General features: G+C 73.1%; 17 protein-coding genes. 6 read left to right on the forward strand and 11 right to left on the reverse strand.

Annotated features, from left to right (window positions below):
• Window positions 1-123 precede the first annotated feature (123 nt).
• From F9C41_RS17425 to F9C41_RS17445, 5 genes are all read right to left on the reverse strand, one after another.
• On the reverse strand, window positions 124-1,152 hold the full coding sequence (locus F9C41_RS17425) for a hypothetical protein (RefSeq protein WP_155387851.1): 1,029 nt from the start codon (window positions 1,150-1,152) through the stop codon (window positions 124-126).
• 79 nt (window positions 1,153-1,231) lie between these two features.
• A complete protein-coding gene (locus F9C41_RS17430) occupies window positions 1,232-2,404 on the reverse strand; it encodes a serpin family protein (protein ID WP_155387852.1) in 1,173 nt (390 codons plus the stop codon).
• Between the two features lie 135 nt (window positions 2,405-2,539).
• Window positions 2,540-3,145, reverse strand: coding sequence for a hypothetical protein (locus F9C41_RS17435; RefSeq protein ID WP_155387853.1), 606 nt, complete (start codon window positions 3,143-3,145; stop codon window positions 2,540-2,542).
• A 100-nt stretch (window positions 3,146-3,245) separates the two neighbouring features.
• Window positions 3,246-3,926, reverse strand: coding sequence for a response regulator (locus F9C41_RS17440; protein ID WP_155387854.1), 681 nt, complete (start codon window positions 3,924-3,926; stop codon window positions 3,246-3,248).
• Window positions 3,923-5,203: a sensor histidine kinase gene (locus F9C41_RS17445; RefSeq protein WP_155387855.1), complete on the reverse strand. Its 1,281-nt coding sequence runs from the start codon at window positions 5,201-5,203 to the stop codon at window positions 3,923-3,925. The genes F9C41_RS17440 and F9C41_RS17445 overlap by 4 nt, the downstream gene beginning before the upstream one ends.
• Before the next feature lie 173 nt (window positions 5,204-5,376).
• Between F9C41_RS17445 and F9C41_RS17450 the strand changes: the two genes are divergently transcribed.
• From F9C41_RS17450 to F9C41_RS17470, 5 genes are all read left to right on the forward strand, one after another.
• Complete coding sequence (locus tag F9C41_RS17450) at window positions 5,377-6,057, forward strand: ABC transporter ATP-binding protein (protein WP_155387856.1); 681 nt, start codon at window positions 5,377-5,379, stop codon at window positions 6,055-6,057.
• The gene (locus F9C41_RS17455; protein WP_155387857.1) at window positions 6,054-8,495 is read left to right on the forward strand and encodes an ABC transporter permease; all 2,442 of its coding nucleotides are present in this window, start codon (window positions 6,054-6,056) and stop codon (window positions 8,493-8,495) included. Before F9C41_RS17450 ends, F9C41_RS17455 begins: the two co-directional genes overlap by 4 nt.
• A gap of 206 nt (window positions 8,496-8,701) precedes the next feature.
• The gene (locus tag F9C41_RS17460) at window positions 8,702-9,883 is read left to right on the forward strand and encodes an LLM class flavin-dependent oxidoreductase (protein WP_155387858.1); all 1,182 of its coding nucleotides are present in this window, start codon (window positions 8,702-8,704) and stop codon (window positions 9,881-9,883) included.
• Entirely contained in the window at window positions 9,883-10,350 is a 468-nt protein-coding gene (locus tag F9C41_RS17465) for a MarR family winged helix-turn-helix transcriptional regulator (RefSeq protein ID WP_155387859.1), read from the forward strand. The genes F9C41_RS17460 and F9C41_RS17465 overlap by 1 nt, the downstream gene beginning before the upstream one ends.
• Complete coding sequence (locus F9C41_RS17470) at window positions 10,347-11,018, forward strand: CE1759 family FMN reductase (protein WP_155387860.1); 672 nt, start codon at window positions 10,347-10,349, stop codon at window positions 11,016-11,018. The genes F9C41_RS17465 and F9C41_RS17470 overlap by 4 nt, the downstream gene beginning before the upstream one ends.
• Window positions 11,019-11,092: 74 nt before the next feature.
• On the opposite strand, the gene F9C41_RS17475 is transcribed toward F9C41_RS17470, so the two are convergent.
• Both F9C41_RS17475 and F9C41_RS17480 read right to left on the reverse strand, forming a co-directional pair.
• Complete coding sequence (locus F9C41_RS17475; RefSeq protein ID WP_155387861.1) at window positions 11,093-13,300, reverse strand: xanthine dehydrogenase family protein molybdopterin-binding subunit; 2,208 nt, start codon at window positions 13,298-13,300, stop codon at window positions 11,093-11,095.
• Window positions 13,297-13,770, reverse strand: a complete 474-nt coding sequence (locus F9C41_RS17480; RefSeq protein WP_120314981.1) for a (2Fe-2S)-binding protein — start codon at window positions 13,768-13,770, stop codon at window positions 13,297-13,299. The genes F9C41_RS17475 and F9C41_RS17480 overlap by 4 nt, the downstream gene beginning before the upstream one ends.
• Window positions 13,771-13,892: 122 nt before the next feature.
• Between F9C41_RS17480 and F9C41_RS17485 the strand changes: the two genes are divergently transcribed.
• The gene (locus F9C41_RS17485; protein ID WP_155387862.1) at window positions 13,893-14,561 is read left to right on the forward strand and encodes a hypothetical protein; all 669 of its coding nucleotides are present in this window, start codon (window positions 13,893-13,895) and stop codon (window positions 14,559-14,561) included.
• 40 nt (window positions 14,562-14,601) lie between these two features.
• Here F9C41_RS17485 and F9C41_RS17490 read toward each other — a convergent pair whose 3' ends face one another.
• The 4 genes from F9C41_RS17490 to F9C41_RS17505 all read right to left on the reverse strand — a co-directional run bounded on the left by F9C41_RS17490 (window position 14,602) and on the right by F9C41_RS17505 (window position 17,584).
• Entirely contained in the window at window positions 14,602-15,216 is a 615-nt protein-coding gene (locus F9C41_RS17490) for an MFS transporter (protein WP_155387863.1), read from the reverse strand.
• A complete protein-coding gene (locus tag F9C41_RS17495; protein WP_155387864.1) occupies window positions 15,213-16,316 on the reverse strand; it encodes a winged helix DNA-binding domain-containing protein in 1,104 nt (367 codons plus the stop codon). The genes F9C41_RS17490 and F9C41_RS17495 overlap by 4 nt, the downstream gene beginning before the upstream one ends.
• A 33-nt stretch (window positions 16,317-16,349) precedes the next feature.
• The gene (locus F9C41_RS17500) at window positions 16,350-16,670 is read right to left on the reverse strand and encodes a cupin domain-containing protein (RefSeq protein WP_155387865.1); all 321 of its coding nucleotides are present in this window, start codon (window positions 16,668-16,670) and stop codon (window positions 16,350-16,352) included.
• A gap of 80 nt (window positions 16,671-16,750) precedes the next feature.
• Window positions 16,751-17,584 (reverse strand): PNPOx family protein, encoded by an 834-nt coding sequence (locus F9C41_RS17505; RefSeq protein ID WP_196279815.1) that lies wholly within the window; start codon window positions 17,582-17,584, stop codon window positions 16,751-16,753.
• Window positions 17,585-17,600 lie beyond the last annotated feature (16 nt).

Below are 17,600 nucleotides of genomic sequence, written 5' to 3' on the forward strand. Positions count from 1 at the left end.
ACCGTGCCTGACAATTCCGCCCCGACCGCCAAAGCAGGGGTCAAGACAGTCGACAAGGCGAGGATCCTGGCCGCGCTGCGTGACAAGGGTCAGGACGGGCGGGCTGATTTCGTCGATCGGCAGCTACCCGAGACCATCGATGTCGCGTCGAACGCCGGCCTGCTGAGGACCCTCGGAATCGACGTCGCCGAGTTCACCTCCTGAGCCAAGGCCTGCGGAGCCGACGGCCCCGTTCCTCCTTCCGTCGGCGGGCGGCTGCCAGAACAGGGCGGCCAGGCCGGGCAGGATCGCGCTCGGCACCGCCAGGAACACCACGTACTGCATCGGCCAGGCCAGGAACATCGTCAGCGGCAGGCCCCCTGGGAGCACCGGGCCGGGGAAATGGTCGTACGCCCAGTGCCAGTGCACGGCGTTGGGCACCTCGAACGCCACCGACACGACGGCCGCCGCCAGCGCGACGGCGGCGAACGGCACCCAGTACAGGCGTGCCGCGGCCGTCACCAGCGCATCACTGAGCAGGGCCACCCCGGTGAAGGCCAGGACGGCGTAGCCGAACGGAGGGGCGGCCGGCGTCGGGCCCGTGACGTCGAACGTGAAGCCGCGCTGGGCGTACCACCGGATGGTCAGCAGGGCGAAGACCGCGAGCGCGGCCGCACCGACCGGCCAGAGCCGCACGGACCTGCGTACGGTCCGGCGGCGCGCGACGGCGTCGAGCACGGCCTTGGCCGCCAGGTAGCTCTCCACGATGAACAGCCAGTACAGCGCGAAGCCCGGCACGAGCACGAGCGCGTAGAACCAGGTCGTCCACCACGGGTAGTACCAGAGCCGGCCCAGCCACTGCGCGACGATCTCCAGCACGAGCCCGGCGACGACGCCGCAGGCGAGCAGCCGCAGCAGCAGCAACGGGTCCCGCACGACGAGGTCCCACAGGGACGTGCTGCCGAAGGCGTCGCAGATCCCTTCGGCGGCGACGATGGCCCCGCTCGCGAACAGCGCCGAGCAGAGACCCAGCACGACCACGGGCCCGGGCGGGAGCCCGAACAGGCGCTCCTGCGGCGGTGCGAACAACCACGCCGGGGCCACCACCTGCAAGCCGGACAACGCCATCAGCACCGAGCCGATGCCGATCTTCAAGGCCGCCGCCCACCGCACCGTTCCATTATCGCGGTGCCGCCGCGCGGCCGGGCAGCGTCACCGCAGGTCAGGGCCGTGTTCGAGACACGGCGTCAGGCTACGCCGAAAGCCCAGCCCGGCCCAACCACGCCTCGCCCTGGGCGACCCAGCCCGCGACGAGCACCAGGCCCGACGATCGGTGCCGGGCCACGAACCCGAACGGCCGGTCCAGCAGCAGCCGGACCTGCAGTGGCCGCCCGGAGGGCGCGCCTCCTGCACGCATGTCGAAGGCGGTGACCACCGCCGCCTCGAACCCGTCCGCGGTGAACGACGCCGTCAGGTCCTGCGCCGCCGCGCCGACGCCCAGCGGGAAGTCGCTCACGCCGGGCAGCCGCTGCGAGCTGAGGTCAGACACGGTACGCAGCCCGAACACGTCCGCGTGGGCGAGCAGATCGTGCGACGACGTCACGGTGAACCGGGGCAGGCTCGCCAGCAGTCGGGGCGTGTCGTCGTGGTCGTAGCCGGTGCCCACGGTGACGCCGGGTGCGGTGTCCGCCTCGGCGAACTGCGAGCCACGCCGCGACGGCACGGCCGACGGGGCGTCCACGCCGGCGGCGAGCACCGCGGCGGCCGGGGCGTCGGGCAGGCCGATGACCAGGTCGACGTCGATGCCGTCGGCGCCCTCGACGGTCAGCACGGTGACGGGACCGGCCGGGGTCTCGTACACGGCGAGCAGGTCCCGGTCGGCGGTGGTCCGGTGCAGGCCGGCCAGCCGCCGCCCGGACCAGGGGCCCGCCTCGGGGCGCAGCATGCCGTCGGCGAACGGTTCGATCCACCGGGTCCGGGCGACCAGCGCCGACGCCAGCACCAGCAGTGTCTCGGGGTCGATGGTCAGCGGCATCCGGTCGAGCAGGCCGTCGGTCTGCTCGCGCACCCATGCGTCCAACACCGCCTGCTCGCCGAGCACACCCACGGCACCGGGCGGCAGGCTGTCGCTCCACTGTGGGCGAAGCTTCAGCTCGGGGTGGACCCAGGCGCCGATCGCGGCACGCAGCCCGGGTGTCGACTGGAGCAGCTCGACCAGGGCAGCGGCCCCTGCGGCAGCCTCGTCGGCGCTCAGCCCGACAGCGGACGTCAGTTCGTCACGGCCGTCGCCGCCGGCGGCCGGGGCCAGATAGGCCAGCAGCGGCCACACTCCCGCCCCGGACACGGCCACCGAGCCATCGGGGTCGATCGAGGCCACCCATCGCCGCGTCAGCGCGTTCGCGCCCGCCACCGCCGTCTTGATCACGGCGCCACCCTATGTCCTGCCGGCAAGGCCCGTGGTCCCTCCACACCCGACTCGATGGGGCGCACGGTGGGCTAAACGGTCGCGGCTTGCGCAGCAGGAAGTGTCCTGGCGGGAGTGTGCTTGCCCGGGGCCGGGTCAGCGGACGCGGACCCGGCCGTCGGTGAAGCCCGCCAGCGCCTGGTCGATCGCCGAGACCGGCTGGCGCAGCACCCGCACTGCGGTCCGCAACCCTCTGACGCCCAGCACCTTGCGGTTCAGCACGCGCTGGACGTCCGGGTGCTCCAGGCCCGTCACTCCGGGCGAGCCGGGTCCGACGCCCGGGGCGAGCTCGACCACCAGGACCTGCTGGCCCAGTCGGCGCACCAGTCGCATGCCCTGCACAGCAGCCCACGGCAGGAAGATCGAGTCGGGTGCCGCGTCGATGCTGAGCCGCAACCCGGCCGCCGACAGGCGCATCGCCACGGGTGCGACGCCCTGGCCGGCCCACAGGGCGCGCAGCTCCCGGACCCTGCGCAGGCTCCGGGCGCCGGACGCGCCCAGGAGCACGGCGGGCACCGCGTTGATCAGGCCTAACGGGCCGGCGATGGCGAGCATGACCGCGGCCAGGCCGGCGATCAGACCCGCTCCTACCAGGCCCACCCACGCCGAGGACGTCAGCGCCCGCAACGTCATGGTCCTGGCGCGCAGCACGGCGTCCTGGTCGACCTCGACCGTGAACTCATCGACAGTCCTGTACTCCACCGGCCCAGTGTCCCGGAAAGGGCGGGCGCGCGGAGACCCGCGAAACGGTCACCGTGCGGCGCACGACCATGCGAAGGAGGGCAGGTCGCGGCGACGGCTGTCACGAACCGGGGCTGACCAGGCCGCTCTCGTACGCGAAGATGACCGCCTGCACCCGGTCGCGCAGCTGGAGCTTGGCCAGGATCCGCGCGACGTGCGTCTTCACCGTCGCCTCACCGAGCTGCAACTGCGCGGCGAGCTCCGCGTTGGACAGTCCGCGGGCCAGCAGCACCAGCACCTCCCGCTCGCGGGCGGTCAGCGTCGGCAGCGCGCCGTGGTCCTCGCGTACGCCGGAGGTCGAGCTGAACCGGTCGACCAGCCGGCGGGTGATCGACGGGGCGAGCAGCGCATCGCCGTCGCGGACCAGCCGCACGGCGTGCACCAGGTGGTCCGGTGTCACGTCCTTGAGCAGGAAGCCGCTGGCCCCGGCACGTAGCGCCGCGTAAACGTACTCGTCGAGGTCGAACGTCGTCAGGATGATCACGCGGGTGGGCTCGCCGGCGGTGGTCGTCGCCCCGGTCGCCAGCAGGCGGCGGGTCGCCTCCAGGCCGTCCATGCCCGGCATGCGGATGTCCATCAGCACCACGTCCGGGCGCAGCCGCCGCACCGCCGCGAGCGCGGCCTCGCCGTCGCCGGCCTCCCCCACCACGTCGAGGCCCGCCGCGGCGAGGATCATCGTGAACCCGCTGCGGACCAGCGCCTGATCGTCGGCGACGACGACTCTGACCTGCTGCTCGCTCATGACAACGCCGGGATGCGGGCGGTCAGCCGGAACCCGCCGCCCGGCGCGGCGCCGGCCTGCAGCGTGCCGTCGTGCAGGCGCAGCCGCTCGCGCAGTCCGAGCAGGCCGCGCCCGGCTCCGGGGCCGCCGGGTTCGGCAGTAGGGACCTCGTTGCTCACCTCGACGAGCAGGTCGACGCCGTCGCGGCGGATGTCCACCGCGGTGCGCGCACCGGGCGCGTGCCGCAGCGCGTTGGTCAGCCCCTCCTGCACCACCCGGTATGCGGTCAGGTCGACGCCCTCGGGCACGTCCGCGCCGTCGCGGTGCAGCGTCACCGGCTGGCCCGCGGCGCGTACCGCGTCGACCAGGGTGTCGAGTTCGCGCAGGCCGGGCTGCGGGTGCAGGCGGTCGTCGACGGGCGCCATCAGGCCCAGCAGGTGGCGCAGTTCGGCCATCGCGGCCCGGCCGCTGTCCTCGATCGCCGACAGGGCGCCCGCCGCCAGGTCGGGCCGCCGGTCGATGACCTTCCCGGCCGCACCGGCCTGCACCACCATGACGCTGACGTGGTGGCTGACCACGTCGTGCAGCTCGCGGGCGATGCGCGCCCGCTCCTCGACGATCGCGGCGCGGGCCGTCGCCGCCTGTTCCAGCTCCAGCGCGGCGGCACGGCGGGCGGCCGCGTCGGCCCGCCCCCGGGCGTTGCGCAGCGCGAACGCGAACAGGCCCGCGGGCACAAGCACCGCGAACGGGCTGGCCCAACCGGGCATCTGCGGGATCGACTGGGCGAACAGGGTCGCGGAGACGATCGCCGAGACGACCAGCAGCGCCGCCGCCCACCGCACGGAGCGGCCGTACGCGACCGCCGAGTACGCGCAGATCAGGATCGCCACGAAGCCCGGCCAGAGCAGGCCGTCCTGGATCACGAACACGGCCCCGGCCGCGACGGCGAGCGCGGTCATCGGCCATTTGCGGCGCACCGCCACCATCGCCCCGGCGATCATGTTGACGGCCAGCATGCCGACCGACGTCCCGTCACCCTCCTCGTGCGGGTGGAATCCTGGCGGCGGCATCGGCACGCGGCCCACGCCGGGCACGTCCGGGACCTCGGGGATCGGCGGGTACTGGGGCCGCAGGCCCATGCCGGGCAGATCGAGCTGCACCGGAGCGGCCGCGTCACCCCTCAGTCCACCGCTCGTCGCCGCCCAGACGATCCCGGCCACCACAAGCACCGCCGCGAGGGCGAAATCGGTCCGGGGCACTCCGAGGCGGTCGGGCAGGCGGCGCAGGTCTATCGGCACGCCGCCCATTGTGCCCAGGTCAGCCGCGGGCTGCGTCCGCCGTGATGACTACCCGCCTCATCATCGTGGTGGACGCCACCCCGCCAGGTTCGCCCCCGCGCCGGACGCGCCCGCGCACCGCCGCTTCCTACGGTCACCGGGTCCGATGTCCGACCCGGAAGGGGCCATTGACCATGACCGAACTGATCCGCCTGCGTGACGTGGCGAAAGCGTACGAAGCGGCCGGGCCGCCCGCCCTGGCGGGCGTCGACCTGACCGTGCACGCCGGGGAGGCCGTGGCGGTCATGGGCCCGTCCGGCAGCGGCAAGTCGACCCTGCTCAACGTCATCGCGGGCCTGGACCGGCCGACCGGCGGCAGCGTCGAGGTCGCCGGGGTGCGCGTGGACAAGCTGTCGGAGACCGCGCTGGCCCGCTTCCGCAGCGCCCACATCGGCATCATCTTCCAGTTCTTCCACCTGCTCGACGAGATGACCGTGCGCGACAACGTGCTGCTGCCGGCCCGGCTGGCCGGAACCCGCCCCGCCCAGGCCCGTACGCGGGCCGACGAGCTGCTCGAACGGCTCGGCATCGCGGGCAAGGCCGACGAGTATCCGGCGCGGCTGTCCGGCGGGCAGCGCCAGCGCGTCGCCATCGCCCGCGCGCTGATGAACCGGCCCCAGCTGCTGCTGGCCGACGAACCCACCGGCGCCGTCGACCAGGAGGCCGCCGCGGGTGTACGCGACCTGTTGCACGAGCTGTCCGCCGACGGCCTGACCCTGCTGCTGGTCACCCACGACCCGCAGCTGGCCACGGCCGCGGGCCGACGGCTGATCACGATGCGCGACGGCCACGCCGCCGAGGCGGTGCCCGCATGAGCGCCGAACTGACCGGCACCCGCCCCGCCCGGCCAGGCCAGGCGAGCGGGCCGGACGAACCCGGCCCCGTGCAGCTCGACGTGCCGCGCCGCGGCCGGGGCGGCCGGGCCGTGTTCGCCGCGGCCCGGTCGGCGGTCGCGCGGCGCAGGCTGCAGACCCTGATCGTCGGTGTCGTCGTGCTGCTGTCGGCGGCCACGGCCGTGCTCGGCGTCGGGCTGCTCGTCGCCTCGCACGGGCCGTTCGACGCCGCGTTCGCCGACGCGTCGGGCTCCCACGTGACCGCCACAGTCAGCGCCGACGTGCCCGCCGACCAGGTCGCCGCCACCGGCCAGGCCGCCGGGGTCGCCGCTGCCGCGGGACCGTACGACGTGGTCACCGCGCCGCTGAGCGGCATGATCGGGCCGCAGGGCATCAAGTCCGTGATCGTCGGCCGCAGCGAGCAGAACGGGCCCGTCGACCGGCTCATCCTCAGCACCGGCACGTGGCTGACCGGCCCCGGGCAGATCGTGCTGACCAAGCGCACGGCCGGACCGCGCACCGCCCCGGGCAGCGAGGTGACGGTCGGCGGGGTGAAACTGCGCGTGGCGGGCATCGCCGCGTCGGTCACCGGCACCGCCGACGCCTGGGTGTGGCCCACCCAGAGCGACGTCCTCACCGGCGACGACACCGCCCGGCAGATGCTCTACCGCTTCACCACCCCCGGCGCCGACGACACGGCGCTGCGCGCCGCCCTGGCCGACGCCACCGCGACCCTGCCCGGCGGGGCGGTCACCGGCGCGACGACGTACCTGACCGTCCGGCAGGCGCTCAACCGGTCCATCTCGGCCATCGCGCCGTTCGTCGTCGCGTTCGCGGTGCTCGGCATCGTGCTGTCCGTGCTGATCACGGTCAACGTCGTCAACGGCGCGGTCGTCTCCGGCTTCCGCACCATCGGCATCCTCAAGACCATCGGCTTCACCCCCGGCCAGGTCGTCGCCGTGTACCTCGCCCAGGTGCTGGTCCCGGCCATCGTGGGCGCTGCGCTCGGGGTCGGGCTGGGCGCGGTGCTGGCGGTGCCGCTGCTCGCCGAGACCGACGACGCGTACGGCCTGCCCGGCGACGGCACCGGCGTCCCGCTGTGGGTCGTCGGGCTCGTGCTGCTCGCCGCGCCGCTGCTGGTCGCGCTCGCCGCGCTCGGTCCGGCGACGCGGGCCGGGCGGCTGGCCGCCAACCAGGCGATCAGCGTCGGCCGCGCGCCGCGTACCGGCCGGGGCTTCCGCGCCCGCCGGGCGCTGACCGCCTCTGCGCTGCCCCGCTCGGTCGCGCTCGGCCTCGGCATGCCTCTCGCACGCCCCTCGCGGGCCGTCGCGACGCTGGTCGCGCTGCTGCTCGGCGCGGTCACCCTGGTCTTCTCCAGCGGGCTGTCCGCGTCGATGACCGAGGTGAACACCGCGTTCACCCGCATCGACGCGGTGACCGTGGAGGCACAGGTCATGATCGCGGGAGCGTTCGGTCCGATGAGGGCCCGGCCGGGCGGCGGCCCGATCGATCCACCCGACCCCGCCGAGGTCGCCGCGGCGGCCGCCGCGCTGCCGGGCAACGCCCACTCGACCCTGCTCCGCGAGGCCGAGATCCGGGTCGCGGGCATCGGCCAGGAGGTCAACCTCCACGGCTACACCGGCGACGCGAGCTGGAACGGCTACCGCATCGTCACCGGGCGCTGGTACTCGGGCACGAACGAGGTCGCGGTCTCGTCGTACTTCCTGCGCCAGACCGGGTACGCGGTCGGCGACCGGCTCACCCTGCCGGGCGGGCACGTGGTCACCATCGTCGGGGAGGTCATCGACGGCAGCGACCGGTACACGGTCATCGGCGACACGTCGCTGGTGACCGACCCGATGATGGCCCGGGTCGAGGTCGCGCTCACGCCCGGCACCGACCCCGGTGAGTACACGAAGGCGCTGCAGGCCAAGTTCCCGGAGGAGAGCTCCGGGGTGTACGTCGAGGACCGCACCGTCGGCGAGGACGGCGAGACGATGCTGATCATCCAGTCGCTGATCGCCACGCTGACGCTGCTGCTCAGTGTCGTCGCCGCGCTCGGCGTGCTCAACACGGTCGTGCTCACCACCCGCGAGCGCATCCACGAGATCGGCGTGCTCAAGGCGCTGGGTATGACACCCCGGCAGACCCGCATCATGATCATCACGTCGATGGTGGGACTGGGACTGCTCGCCGGGGTGATCGCGGTGCCGCTGGGCATCGCCCTGCACCACGCCGTCATCCCGATCATGGGCGAGGCCGCGAGCACCGCACTGCCGCAGTCCGCGATGGAGGTCTACCAGCCCGCCGTGCTGGTCCTGCTCGGCGGCGCGGGCATCGTGCTCGCAGTGCTCGGCGCACTGCTACCCGCCGGCTGGGCCGCCCGCACCCGAGTCGCCACCGCTCTCCGGGCCGAGTAGCCGCCGGAGGCAGGCGCAAGGCAGGAAGGTCGCCGTTTGGCGTCAAGATCTGGTCCAGTCGCAGGTCATGACACCAAACGGCGATCATGCGTGTCGGCTGCGTCACGGTGGAATACCACAGGGCCCCGGCCGGTTTATTTTTATGCAAACGCATGGACCCTGGCCGGTCGCCAACCGGACCGGGACGAGTGGAATGAGGGGTTCTCGTGCAGTTCGGAGTTTTCTCGGTCAGCGACATCACCCGCGATCCGGTGTCGGGGCACACGCCCAGCGAGGCGGAGCGCATCGACGCCGTCGTGCAGATCGCCAAGAAGACCGAGGAGGTCGGGCTCGACGTGTTCGCCATCGGCGAGCACCACAACCCGCCGTTCTTCTCCTCCGCGCCGACGACGCTGCTCGCGTTCATCGCGGCCGCCACCGAGCGCCTGATCCTCACCACGTCCACGACGCTGATCACCACGAACGACCCGGTGCGCATCGCCGAGGAGTACGCGATGCTGCAGCACCTGTCCAAGGGCCGGATGGACCTGATGCTCGGACGCGGCAACACCGCGCCGGTGTACCCGTGGTTCGGCCAGGACATCCGCCAGAGCCTGCCGCTGGCGCTGGAGAACTACAACCTGCTGCACCGGCTGTGGCGCGAGGACGTCATCGACTGGGAGGGCAAGTTCCGCACCCCGCTGCAGGGCTTCACGTCGACCCCGCGGCCGCTGGACGACGTGCCGCCGTTCGTGTGGCACGGCTCCATCCGCACGCCCGAGATCGCCGAGCAGGCCGCCTACTACGGCGACGGCTTCTTCGCCAACCACATCTTCTGGCCGAAGGAGCACTACATGCGGCTGATCAAGTTCTACCGCCAGCGGTACGCGCACTACGGCCACGGCACCGAGCAGCAGGCGATCGTCGGCCTCGGCGGGCAGGCCTACATCGCACGCCGGTCCCAGGACGCCGTCAAGGAGTTCCGCCCCTACTTCAACGAGGCGCCCGTCTACGGCCACGGCCCGAAGATGGAGGACTTCATGCGCTCCACGCCGCTGTCGGTCGGCAGCCCGCAGGAGGTCATCGACAAGACCCTGACCTTCCGCGAGCACTTCGGCGACTACCAGCGCCAACTGTTCCTGATCGACCACGCGGGCCTGCCGCTCAAGACGGTCCTCGACCAGCTGGAGCTGCTCGGCGGCGAGGTCGTGCCGACGCTGCGCAAGGAGCTGGCCGCCAAGCGCGACCCGCAGGTACCCGACGCGCCCACCCACGCCGCCCGGGTCAAGGCCAAGTACGGCGACCTCTTGCCGCGCCAGCCGCGCCCCAACGCCAACCGGGGCGACAACGTGACCGGCGGGTCCCCGTACCAGGACACCGACCAGGTCACCCAGGCCGCGGGCAACTGATGTCCGACCGGGGACGGCTGGCCAACCACGCCTGGGAAGGGCTGCTGACCGCCCACGCCAGGATGATGAAGCAGTTCGCCGACACCGACATCTGGCAGGACCTGTCGATGCGCGAGTACGACGTGCTCTACACCCTGTCCAAGTATCCCGAGCCGCTGCGCATCGGCGAACTGAGCCGCCATGTCCTGCTCAGCCAGCCGGCCCTGTCCAGGATGGTGGACCGGCTGGCCGAGCGGGGGCTGCTGGAACGGTGCCCCGACCCGGCCGACGGGCGAGGGGTGCGCCTGTCGCTGACCGAAACCGGCCGCGACACCCAACGCCAGATCGGACGGCGGCACGCCGCACAGGTCGCCCGTGCCGTGACCGCCGAACTGAGCCGCGACGAACTCCAGCAGCTCGCCACGATCTGCTGGAAGCTGGCCGGAGCCAGCACCCCGAACGACGACACGGAGGCTGACCGCCCATGACCGACCCGTACACCCTCGTGGTCGTCACCGCCGGGATCGGTGACCCGTCCTCGACCCGGATGCTCGCCGACCGGGCCGCCCAGCGAACCCGCGACCTGGTGACCCGGCGCGGCGGCACCGCCGACGTGCAGGTCGTCGACCTGCGGGAGCTGGCCGCCGAGGTCACCACCGCGCTGACCTCAACCCACGTGGGCCCGAAGCTGCAGCTCGCGATCGACGCCCTCGGCCGGGCCGACGGCGTCATCGCCGCCACGCCCGTCTACAAGGCCGCGCCCAGTGGGCTGTTCTCGTCGTTCTTCCAGGTCCTGGACAACGACCTGCTCATCGGCAAACCCGTCGTGCTCGCCGCGACGGCGGGCACGGCCCGGCACTCGCTCGTCGTCGACGAGCAGCTGCGGTCGCTGTTCGGTTTCCTGCGCACGCTCGTGGCGCCGACGTCGCTGTTCGCCGCGCCGGAGGACTGGGGCGACCCGGGGCTGAACAAGCGCATCGACCGGGCGGTGCTGGAACTGGTGCTGCTGATGGAGAGCGGCTTCGCCCGGCAGGTCAGGGACGAGTCCTGGCACAGCTACCAGCACGAATTCGGCAGCGCGGGCGGCACCGAGGTCTCCATCGACCTGGACTCCGACATGATGCGACTGGCCGCGGGCGGCACCGTGCCCGACTGAACCACATCGGCCGGGCCGGGCAACCGCCCGGCCCGGCCACGGCTCAGCCCACGCTCGGTGCCGTCATCGGACCGTCACAGCCGCAGCGGCAAGCTGCGCAGCCGCGGGCCGCCTGCGGCGTGGACGGCGTTGGCCACCGCGGCGGGCACCGGGCCGACCACCGGCTCGCCCATCCCGTGCGGAACGTCTCCGCCACCGGTGAACGTCACCCGCACCGGCGGCGTATCGGCCATGCCCAGGATCGGATAGCTGTCGAAGTTGTCCGACACGACCTGGCCGTCGCGGATCTGCAGGCTCTCCCGCAGCGCCGAGCTCAGTCCCATCACGATCGCCCCCTGTGCCTGCAGCTTCGCTCCGGCCGGGTTGACCACCAGGCCGCAGTCGACCGCGGCGTCGACACCGGTGACGCGAAGCCGCCCGCCGGACAGGTCGACCTCGGCGACCACGGCCACCACCGTGCCGACATCACCGGAGCACGCGATGCCCCGGCCCCGTCCGGGCGGCAGCGGCTCACCCCAGCCCGCCATCTGCGCCGCGGTCCGCAGCACGGTCCGCAGCCGCTCCCCCTGCGCGCCGCCCTTGCGCAGGTGTGCCAGCCGGTAGGTCAGCGGATCGGACCCGGCCGCCTCGGCCAGCTCGTCGAAGAAGCTCTCCAGCGCGAACGTGTTGGGCATCAGGCCCAGCCCGCGCCACGGACCGGTCGGCACCGGCAGCTGCTCGCGGCGGTTCACCAGCCGGTACGCGGGCAGGTCGTACGGCAGGAACAGGCCCAGCAGCCCGCCTGGATCGAACCCGAGCAGGCTGCGCACCGGCTCGGGCAGCCCCGCGACGGCCCAGATGATGTCCCCGGCGGCGCTGTGCTGCTCCACGCCCCGGATCATGCCGTCGGGCCCGATCGAGCCGCGCATGCTGGTGTGCGTCGGCGGCCGGTAGAAGGCCTGTCTCAGGTCGGTGTCGCGGGTCCAGCCGACGTGCACCGGACGGCCGGTGGCCGCGGACAGCCGCGCCGCCTCGACGGCCAGGTGCTGGCCGCCCTTTCGCCCGAACGAGCCGCCGAGCTGGGTGACGTGGACGACGACCGGCCGGTCCTCCCCCAGCGCGGCGTGCAGGTCCTCGATCACACTCTCCGGGCTCTGCGTCGGCACCCAGACCTCGACCTTGCCGCCCGGGCGCGGCTCCACCCGGGCCAGTGCCGCGAGCGGCTCCAGGTGGGCGTGGGCGGCCATCGGCGTACGGTATTCCGCTTCGACGATCCGGCCCTGCGACAGGGCGGCGCGAGTCGAGCCCTCCCGGCGCAGCACCACGCCGTCACCGGCGGTGACCTGCTGTTCGAGCGCCGCCGTGTCGACGCGGGTGCCCTCGCTCCAGCTCACCTTCAGGGCACGCACCGCCGCCCAGGCCCGGGTCCTGGTATCGGCGACCACCCCGGCGAACCCGGCCTCGACGTCGATGACCACCTGTCGCACGCCGGGCATACCCGCGGCGTCGCCCGCTTCGGCGCTCTCCAGCTGCGCCCCGAAGCGCGGCGGCACGGCGAACGCGCCGTAGCCCATGTCCGGCAGCCGGGCGTCGTAGCCGTAGACCGCCTCACCGAGCACCTTCGCCCGGAAGTCGACCCGGGGCACGGACCGGCCGATGCTGGTGAACTCACCGGCCGGGCGCAGCACCGGCTGCTCGGCAGGCTCCTGCCACGGCCCATGATGCGCGGCGATCACATCGCGGTAGGCCAGCCGCCGGTCCGTTCCGGAGACCTGGAACCCGCCGTCGGCCGCGGTCAGCTGCTGCACCTGCACGCCGAGTTGCCCCGCCGCGGCCAGCTCCAGCATCGACCGCACCGCGGCGGCCGCCTCGCGGATCGGGGTGTACAGCGAGGCCACGGAGGTGGAGCCGAACGTGAACAACGTCGCCGCCGGAAACCCGCGTGCCGTGTCGGCCTGCACCACTCGCAGCTGCTCTGGCCGCACCCGCAGTTCCTCGGCGGCCAGCTGCGCCAGCGCCGTGTGGATGCCCTGCCCCATCTCGATCTTCGGTACGTGCAGCGTGATGCCGTCGCGGGTCAGCTCGAACCACACCAGCGACGACTCGGGGATCTCAGTCGGGCCGGTGCCGCGTTCCAGCATCCACTGCACCAGCGACGGCCGGCCGTACTCCAGCGCGACCGGCACACCCACCAGCAATGATCCGAACGTCGCCCCCGCCCCGATCAGCAGGCGGCGGCGCGCGACGCGCCAGCGGCGGGGACGGCCGAGCGGTGCGGGCGGATCGGCGCTCGCGTCGCTCATCTGTCGCGGGCCAGCTCGGCGGCGCGGGCGACCGCCGCCTTGATCGTGTTGTAGCCGCCGCAGCGGCAGAGGTTCGGCTGCGCGGCTTCGGCGATGGCGGCCTCGTCCGGGGCGGGATCGCGGGCCAGCAGCGCGACGGCGCTCAGCACGTGGCCGGGCAGGCACCAGCCACATTGCAGCGGGTTCTCCACGAACGCCTGCTGCACCGGATGCAACGCGACGACCGCACCGTCGGCGTCGCGTTCGGCGAGGCCTTCCAGCGTCACGACGGGACGCTCGCCGACCTCCGCGGCGGTGATCTGGCAACTGCGCGCCGGGCGGCCGGCCAGCAGCACGGTGCAGCAGCCGCACATCCCAATCCCGCAGCCGTAGTGGGTACCGGTCAGGCCCAGCTCGTCACGCAGCACCCACACCAGCGGCTCGTCGCCGTGCTCGATCTCGTGGTGCCGTCCGTTGATCAGCAACTGCATCGCGACCGCTTCGGCAGGACCATGCGACGTAGTCTAGGCAGCCGCATTCGGCACCACCACTGACACATGTCTCCTCTTCGATGCGGCGAGCGCCGTCGGTGGTCACCGCTATGGTGCCGCCCATGACGATCAAAGACGGCTGGATCGCTTTCGATCTGGGCAGGTTCCGCCCCCACGAGGTCGCCTTCGCCACGTACAGCGGCAGCCCGTACGCCGCGCTGCCGGTCCTGCCCCTCGGGCACCCGGGCGGTCTGCACGGGTGGATGCGGGAGCTGGTGCCGCTGGGCGAACTCGCCGCAGGTGAGTACGGCATGGACACGGTCACCGGCGGCGCTCCCGTGTCCGGGCACGAGGCGGTGCTGCCGCAGGAGTTCGTCGCGTTCATGGCCGATCCGGTGCTGCGCGAGTCGGTGCCGACCTGCACGTCGTGTTACTGGGCCGCCGACCTTCGGGTGGCGCCGAGCCCCGTCCACGACGGGGCGCTGCTGGTGCGGTTCCTCAACGACCAGCAGGGCTGCGTGTACTGGTATCTGCACCTGCTGCCCGACGGCGGCCACGAGGTCCTGTGCGGCGGTGAGGCGTACGACGCGCAGCCGGTCCTTCGCGAGGTCGCGGTGGAGGACCTGGTGCGGGTGGCCGACGGCTTCGACCGGTTCATCGCCCGGTTCTGGATCGAGAACCTCGCCTGGTACGAGGTGGCGGGCCAGAAACGATCCGATGAGGAGCTCTCCGCACCGGTCTGGGAGTACGTGCGCCAGTATGCGAACGCGGACCGGCCTGCCGCCGAGTGAGCGGTGCCGTGGCGGCTCGGCCGGGCCGCCACGGCACCGCTCACCGCGAACCGCGCGCGGCGGCGACAATCCCGCCCACCGCCGTCGCGACCAGCGCGACCAGGATCAGCAGCACCATCGACAGGTACGCCAGCCGCCAGCTCAGCATCGTGGGCAGCAACCAGCCGAGCACCGCACCCGCCACCAGCCCGCCGAGCACGGCGAGCCCGAGCCCCAGGCGCGCCTGTGCCCGATGCGCGCCCACCTGGCCGCTCAGACCCGCGGCGGTGCCGAGCACCGCACCCGCGCCGAGACCCGTCACCACGCCCGCGGCCAGCACCATCGCCGGCGTGGCGGACAGTGCCGTCACCACCGTCCCGACGAGCAACAGCAGAAGTCCCGACGCGACCACCGACGTGGGCGCCCGCCGCCCGAGCAGGAAGCCCGGCACGGCACCCAGTGCGGCGGCGACCAGCTGTGCGACGACGGTCACCGCGAGCCACGCGGCCGAGGCACTGAGGTCGCGCTGGAGGGCACTGTGCGGCGGTCCGAAAACGATGGCGACCTGGCATGCCGCGACCATCACGGCGACTCCCGGCCCGATGAGCGTCCACAGCGGACGATCGGCCGACGGGGCGGTGGGGGTCGTCTGCTGCCGGCTGCTCGGCTCGATCATTGCGCCATAGTAGACACCGGTGGCGGGTGCAGGAACCGCGTGATCGCGGCCGATTCCCGGTCGACCTCGACCTGGACGGGTCCGGCCAGGGGCGAGAAGGGGTCCACGGCGATCGCCCGGCCGCCGGGGCCCCGCGACCACGTACCGACCACCTGCCCGTCGACCAGCACCGTAGGCCGGATCACGCCTCCGCCGGGCCACACCCGGGCCTCGAACGCGGCGTCGACCGACTCCTGCCGGGTGCGGTAGCCGGTCAGGTAGTTGTCGTAGGCGGGCAGCAGGCGCACGTCCGGCGAGGCGACCTGGTCACCGGTCTCCTCCGGGCGTCGGGCGAGGACGGTCACGTCGCCGTCGGTGACGATCGCGGCGGCCTGGGCCAGGTCCCGCCATGCCCGTCGAGCCGAGCCGACGGCGAGGCCCGACCAGGACGCGAAGTCGTCCACGGTCGCCGGGGCGTATGCGGCCAGGTACCGGCGGGCCAGTTCCGCCACCGCCGCGTCCTCGGTCGGGCCGCGCTCACCCGCCGCGGGCAGCCAGTCTTCCAGCAGCACATACGTCGGCTCACCGGCGCGTAGCGGGCCGTGGCACAGCAGCCCGCCCAGCGCGGCGTGCCGGATCAGATGGAACGGCGCCTGGCCGGTGAGGTCGACGCCGATGACGGCCAGGCGCTCGGCCAGTTCGGCCCTGGTGAGCGGGCCGTGCACCGCGAGCGCCTGGCCGATCAGCGCGTCGGCGCGGTGCCGCAGCTCGTCGGTGAGGCCGAGGTCCCGGTAGCGGTGGCGGGTCGCGGCGAGCACGCGTGGAGCGAGCAGCCGGGTGACCCAGCCGACGTCGTCCGCCGGGATCGTGTGCAGGGTGCCGCGCATGAACCAGTTGCGCACGACGGTGCGGTCCTGCTCGTACGCGGCGCGGACCGCCTGGGCGGTGAGGTCCTGCCCGCGCGCCCGGATGCCGAGGTCCGCGGCGGTGGTGTCCTGGGCCTGGATCGCGAAGACCCGCCGCACGACGTCCTCGGCGGTCTTCCCGCGCCGTCCGCCGCCCAGCAGTTGCGCGCGGGCACGCGCCCTGCTCAGAGAATCGTCGTCGGCGGGGTGGGACACGGCGTCGAAGTTACGGCACCTCGCCCGGCCGGCCTACGCAAGGATGCTGATTCCGATCATGCGGGCGCCGGTCTCGGTGCGCGGGCGGTGCGTGCTGCCGGGGGCGAAGACCACGTAGCTGCCCGGCCCGAGGCGGTGCCCGCGGTCGATGAACTCCCCGGACACCACGTAGTAGCGCTCCTCCCCCTCGTGCACGTCCACCTCCGGCCACTGCGTGCCGGGCGCGAAGTCGTACATCCAGCCACGCGCCCGGTCGGTGGCCGGCAGCCGCCGCCGCACGATGCCGGGCACGACCTCGACGGGTTCGACCTCGTCGACGTGCACGACCTGCACGTCACCGATGTGTTCTGACATCAGGTTCCCCTCCTTGACTCCCCGCCTCAGGCGGGACGAAACGATGCCCCTGCGCGGCAGGGCGTGGCCCGAAGGCCGGTTCACAGCGAACGCCACACCAGCGCGGGTCCTGGTGCCTCGACGACGCGGTCGACGACGAAATCGATCATCCGTTCCGCGCCGGGATGGTCGGCCACCCGGCCCGGGTCCCAGTCGACGGATGCCCGGCCGGTCAGCCGCAGCGCGGGCTGGGCTCCGGTCCAGTCGACGAAGGTCAGGCCGCAGCGCGGCTGCACGTGGAGGTTGCCGAGCGTCATGTACATGGCGTTGCCGCGGTATTCCGGCCACGACAGGGTCATGCCGTCGTGCGCGAGGACGAACCCCGGCTCGCCGCCGCGGTGCGAGACGTCCACACCGTGGCCCTCGGCGCCCGTCGCGATGAAGAACGTGTCCGCGCCGGCGATCAACCGCAGCTGCTCGACCGAGAGCCGGTCGGCGGCCGCCGCCGGCGAGCCGCTGCCGACCTCGCCGTGGACCTCCCGGCGGGTGATGTGCTTCGGGCAGTTCGCGAAGACCTGGTCGGCCGTGATGACCAGCCTGCCGCCCTGCTCGTGACCGGTGCCGTTGACGCGCATGCGGCGGCGGCCGGCCGGTTCGAGGACGAGGGCTCCGATGGGGTTCGGGGTCGTGAACGCCCCTTCCAGCGGGTCACCGGCGGCAGGCACGGTCTCGGCGAGCACGTCGCGCTCGCCTTCGGCGCGCAGGAATCCCGGTGGTCCGTGCAGCGGGCTCGCCCACAGGGCTCCCCCGGCGTCGGCTCCGCCGATCATCAACATGCGCTGCTCGGTGAGGAACCGACGGGCGACCTCCGGCAGCCGTACGCCCATGCCGGCTGAGCCGAGCCCGGCACGGTCGTGACCGGACCGGCGCTGCACGTATACCTCTCCTGGA

The sequence above is a fragment of the Catellatospora paridis genome, assembly GCF_009720365.1.
GTDB lineage: Bacteria > Actinomycetota > Actinomycetes > Mycobacteriales > Micromonosporaceae > Catellatospora > Catellatospora paridis.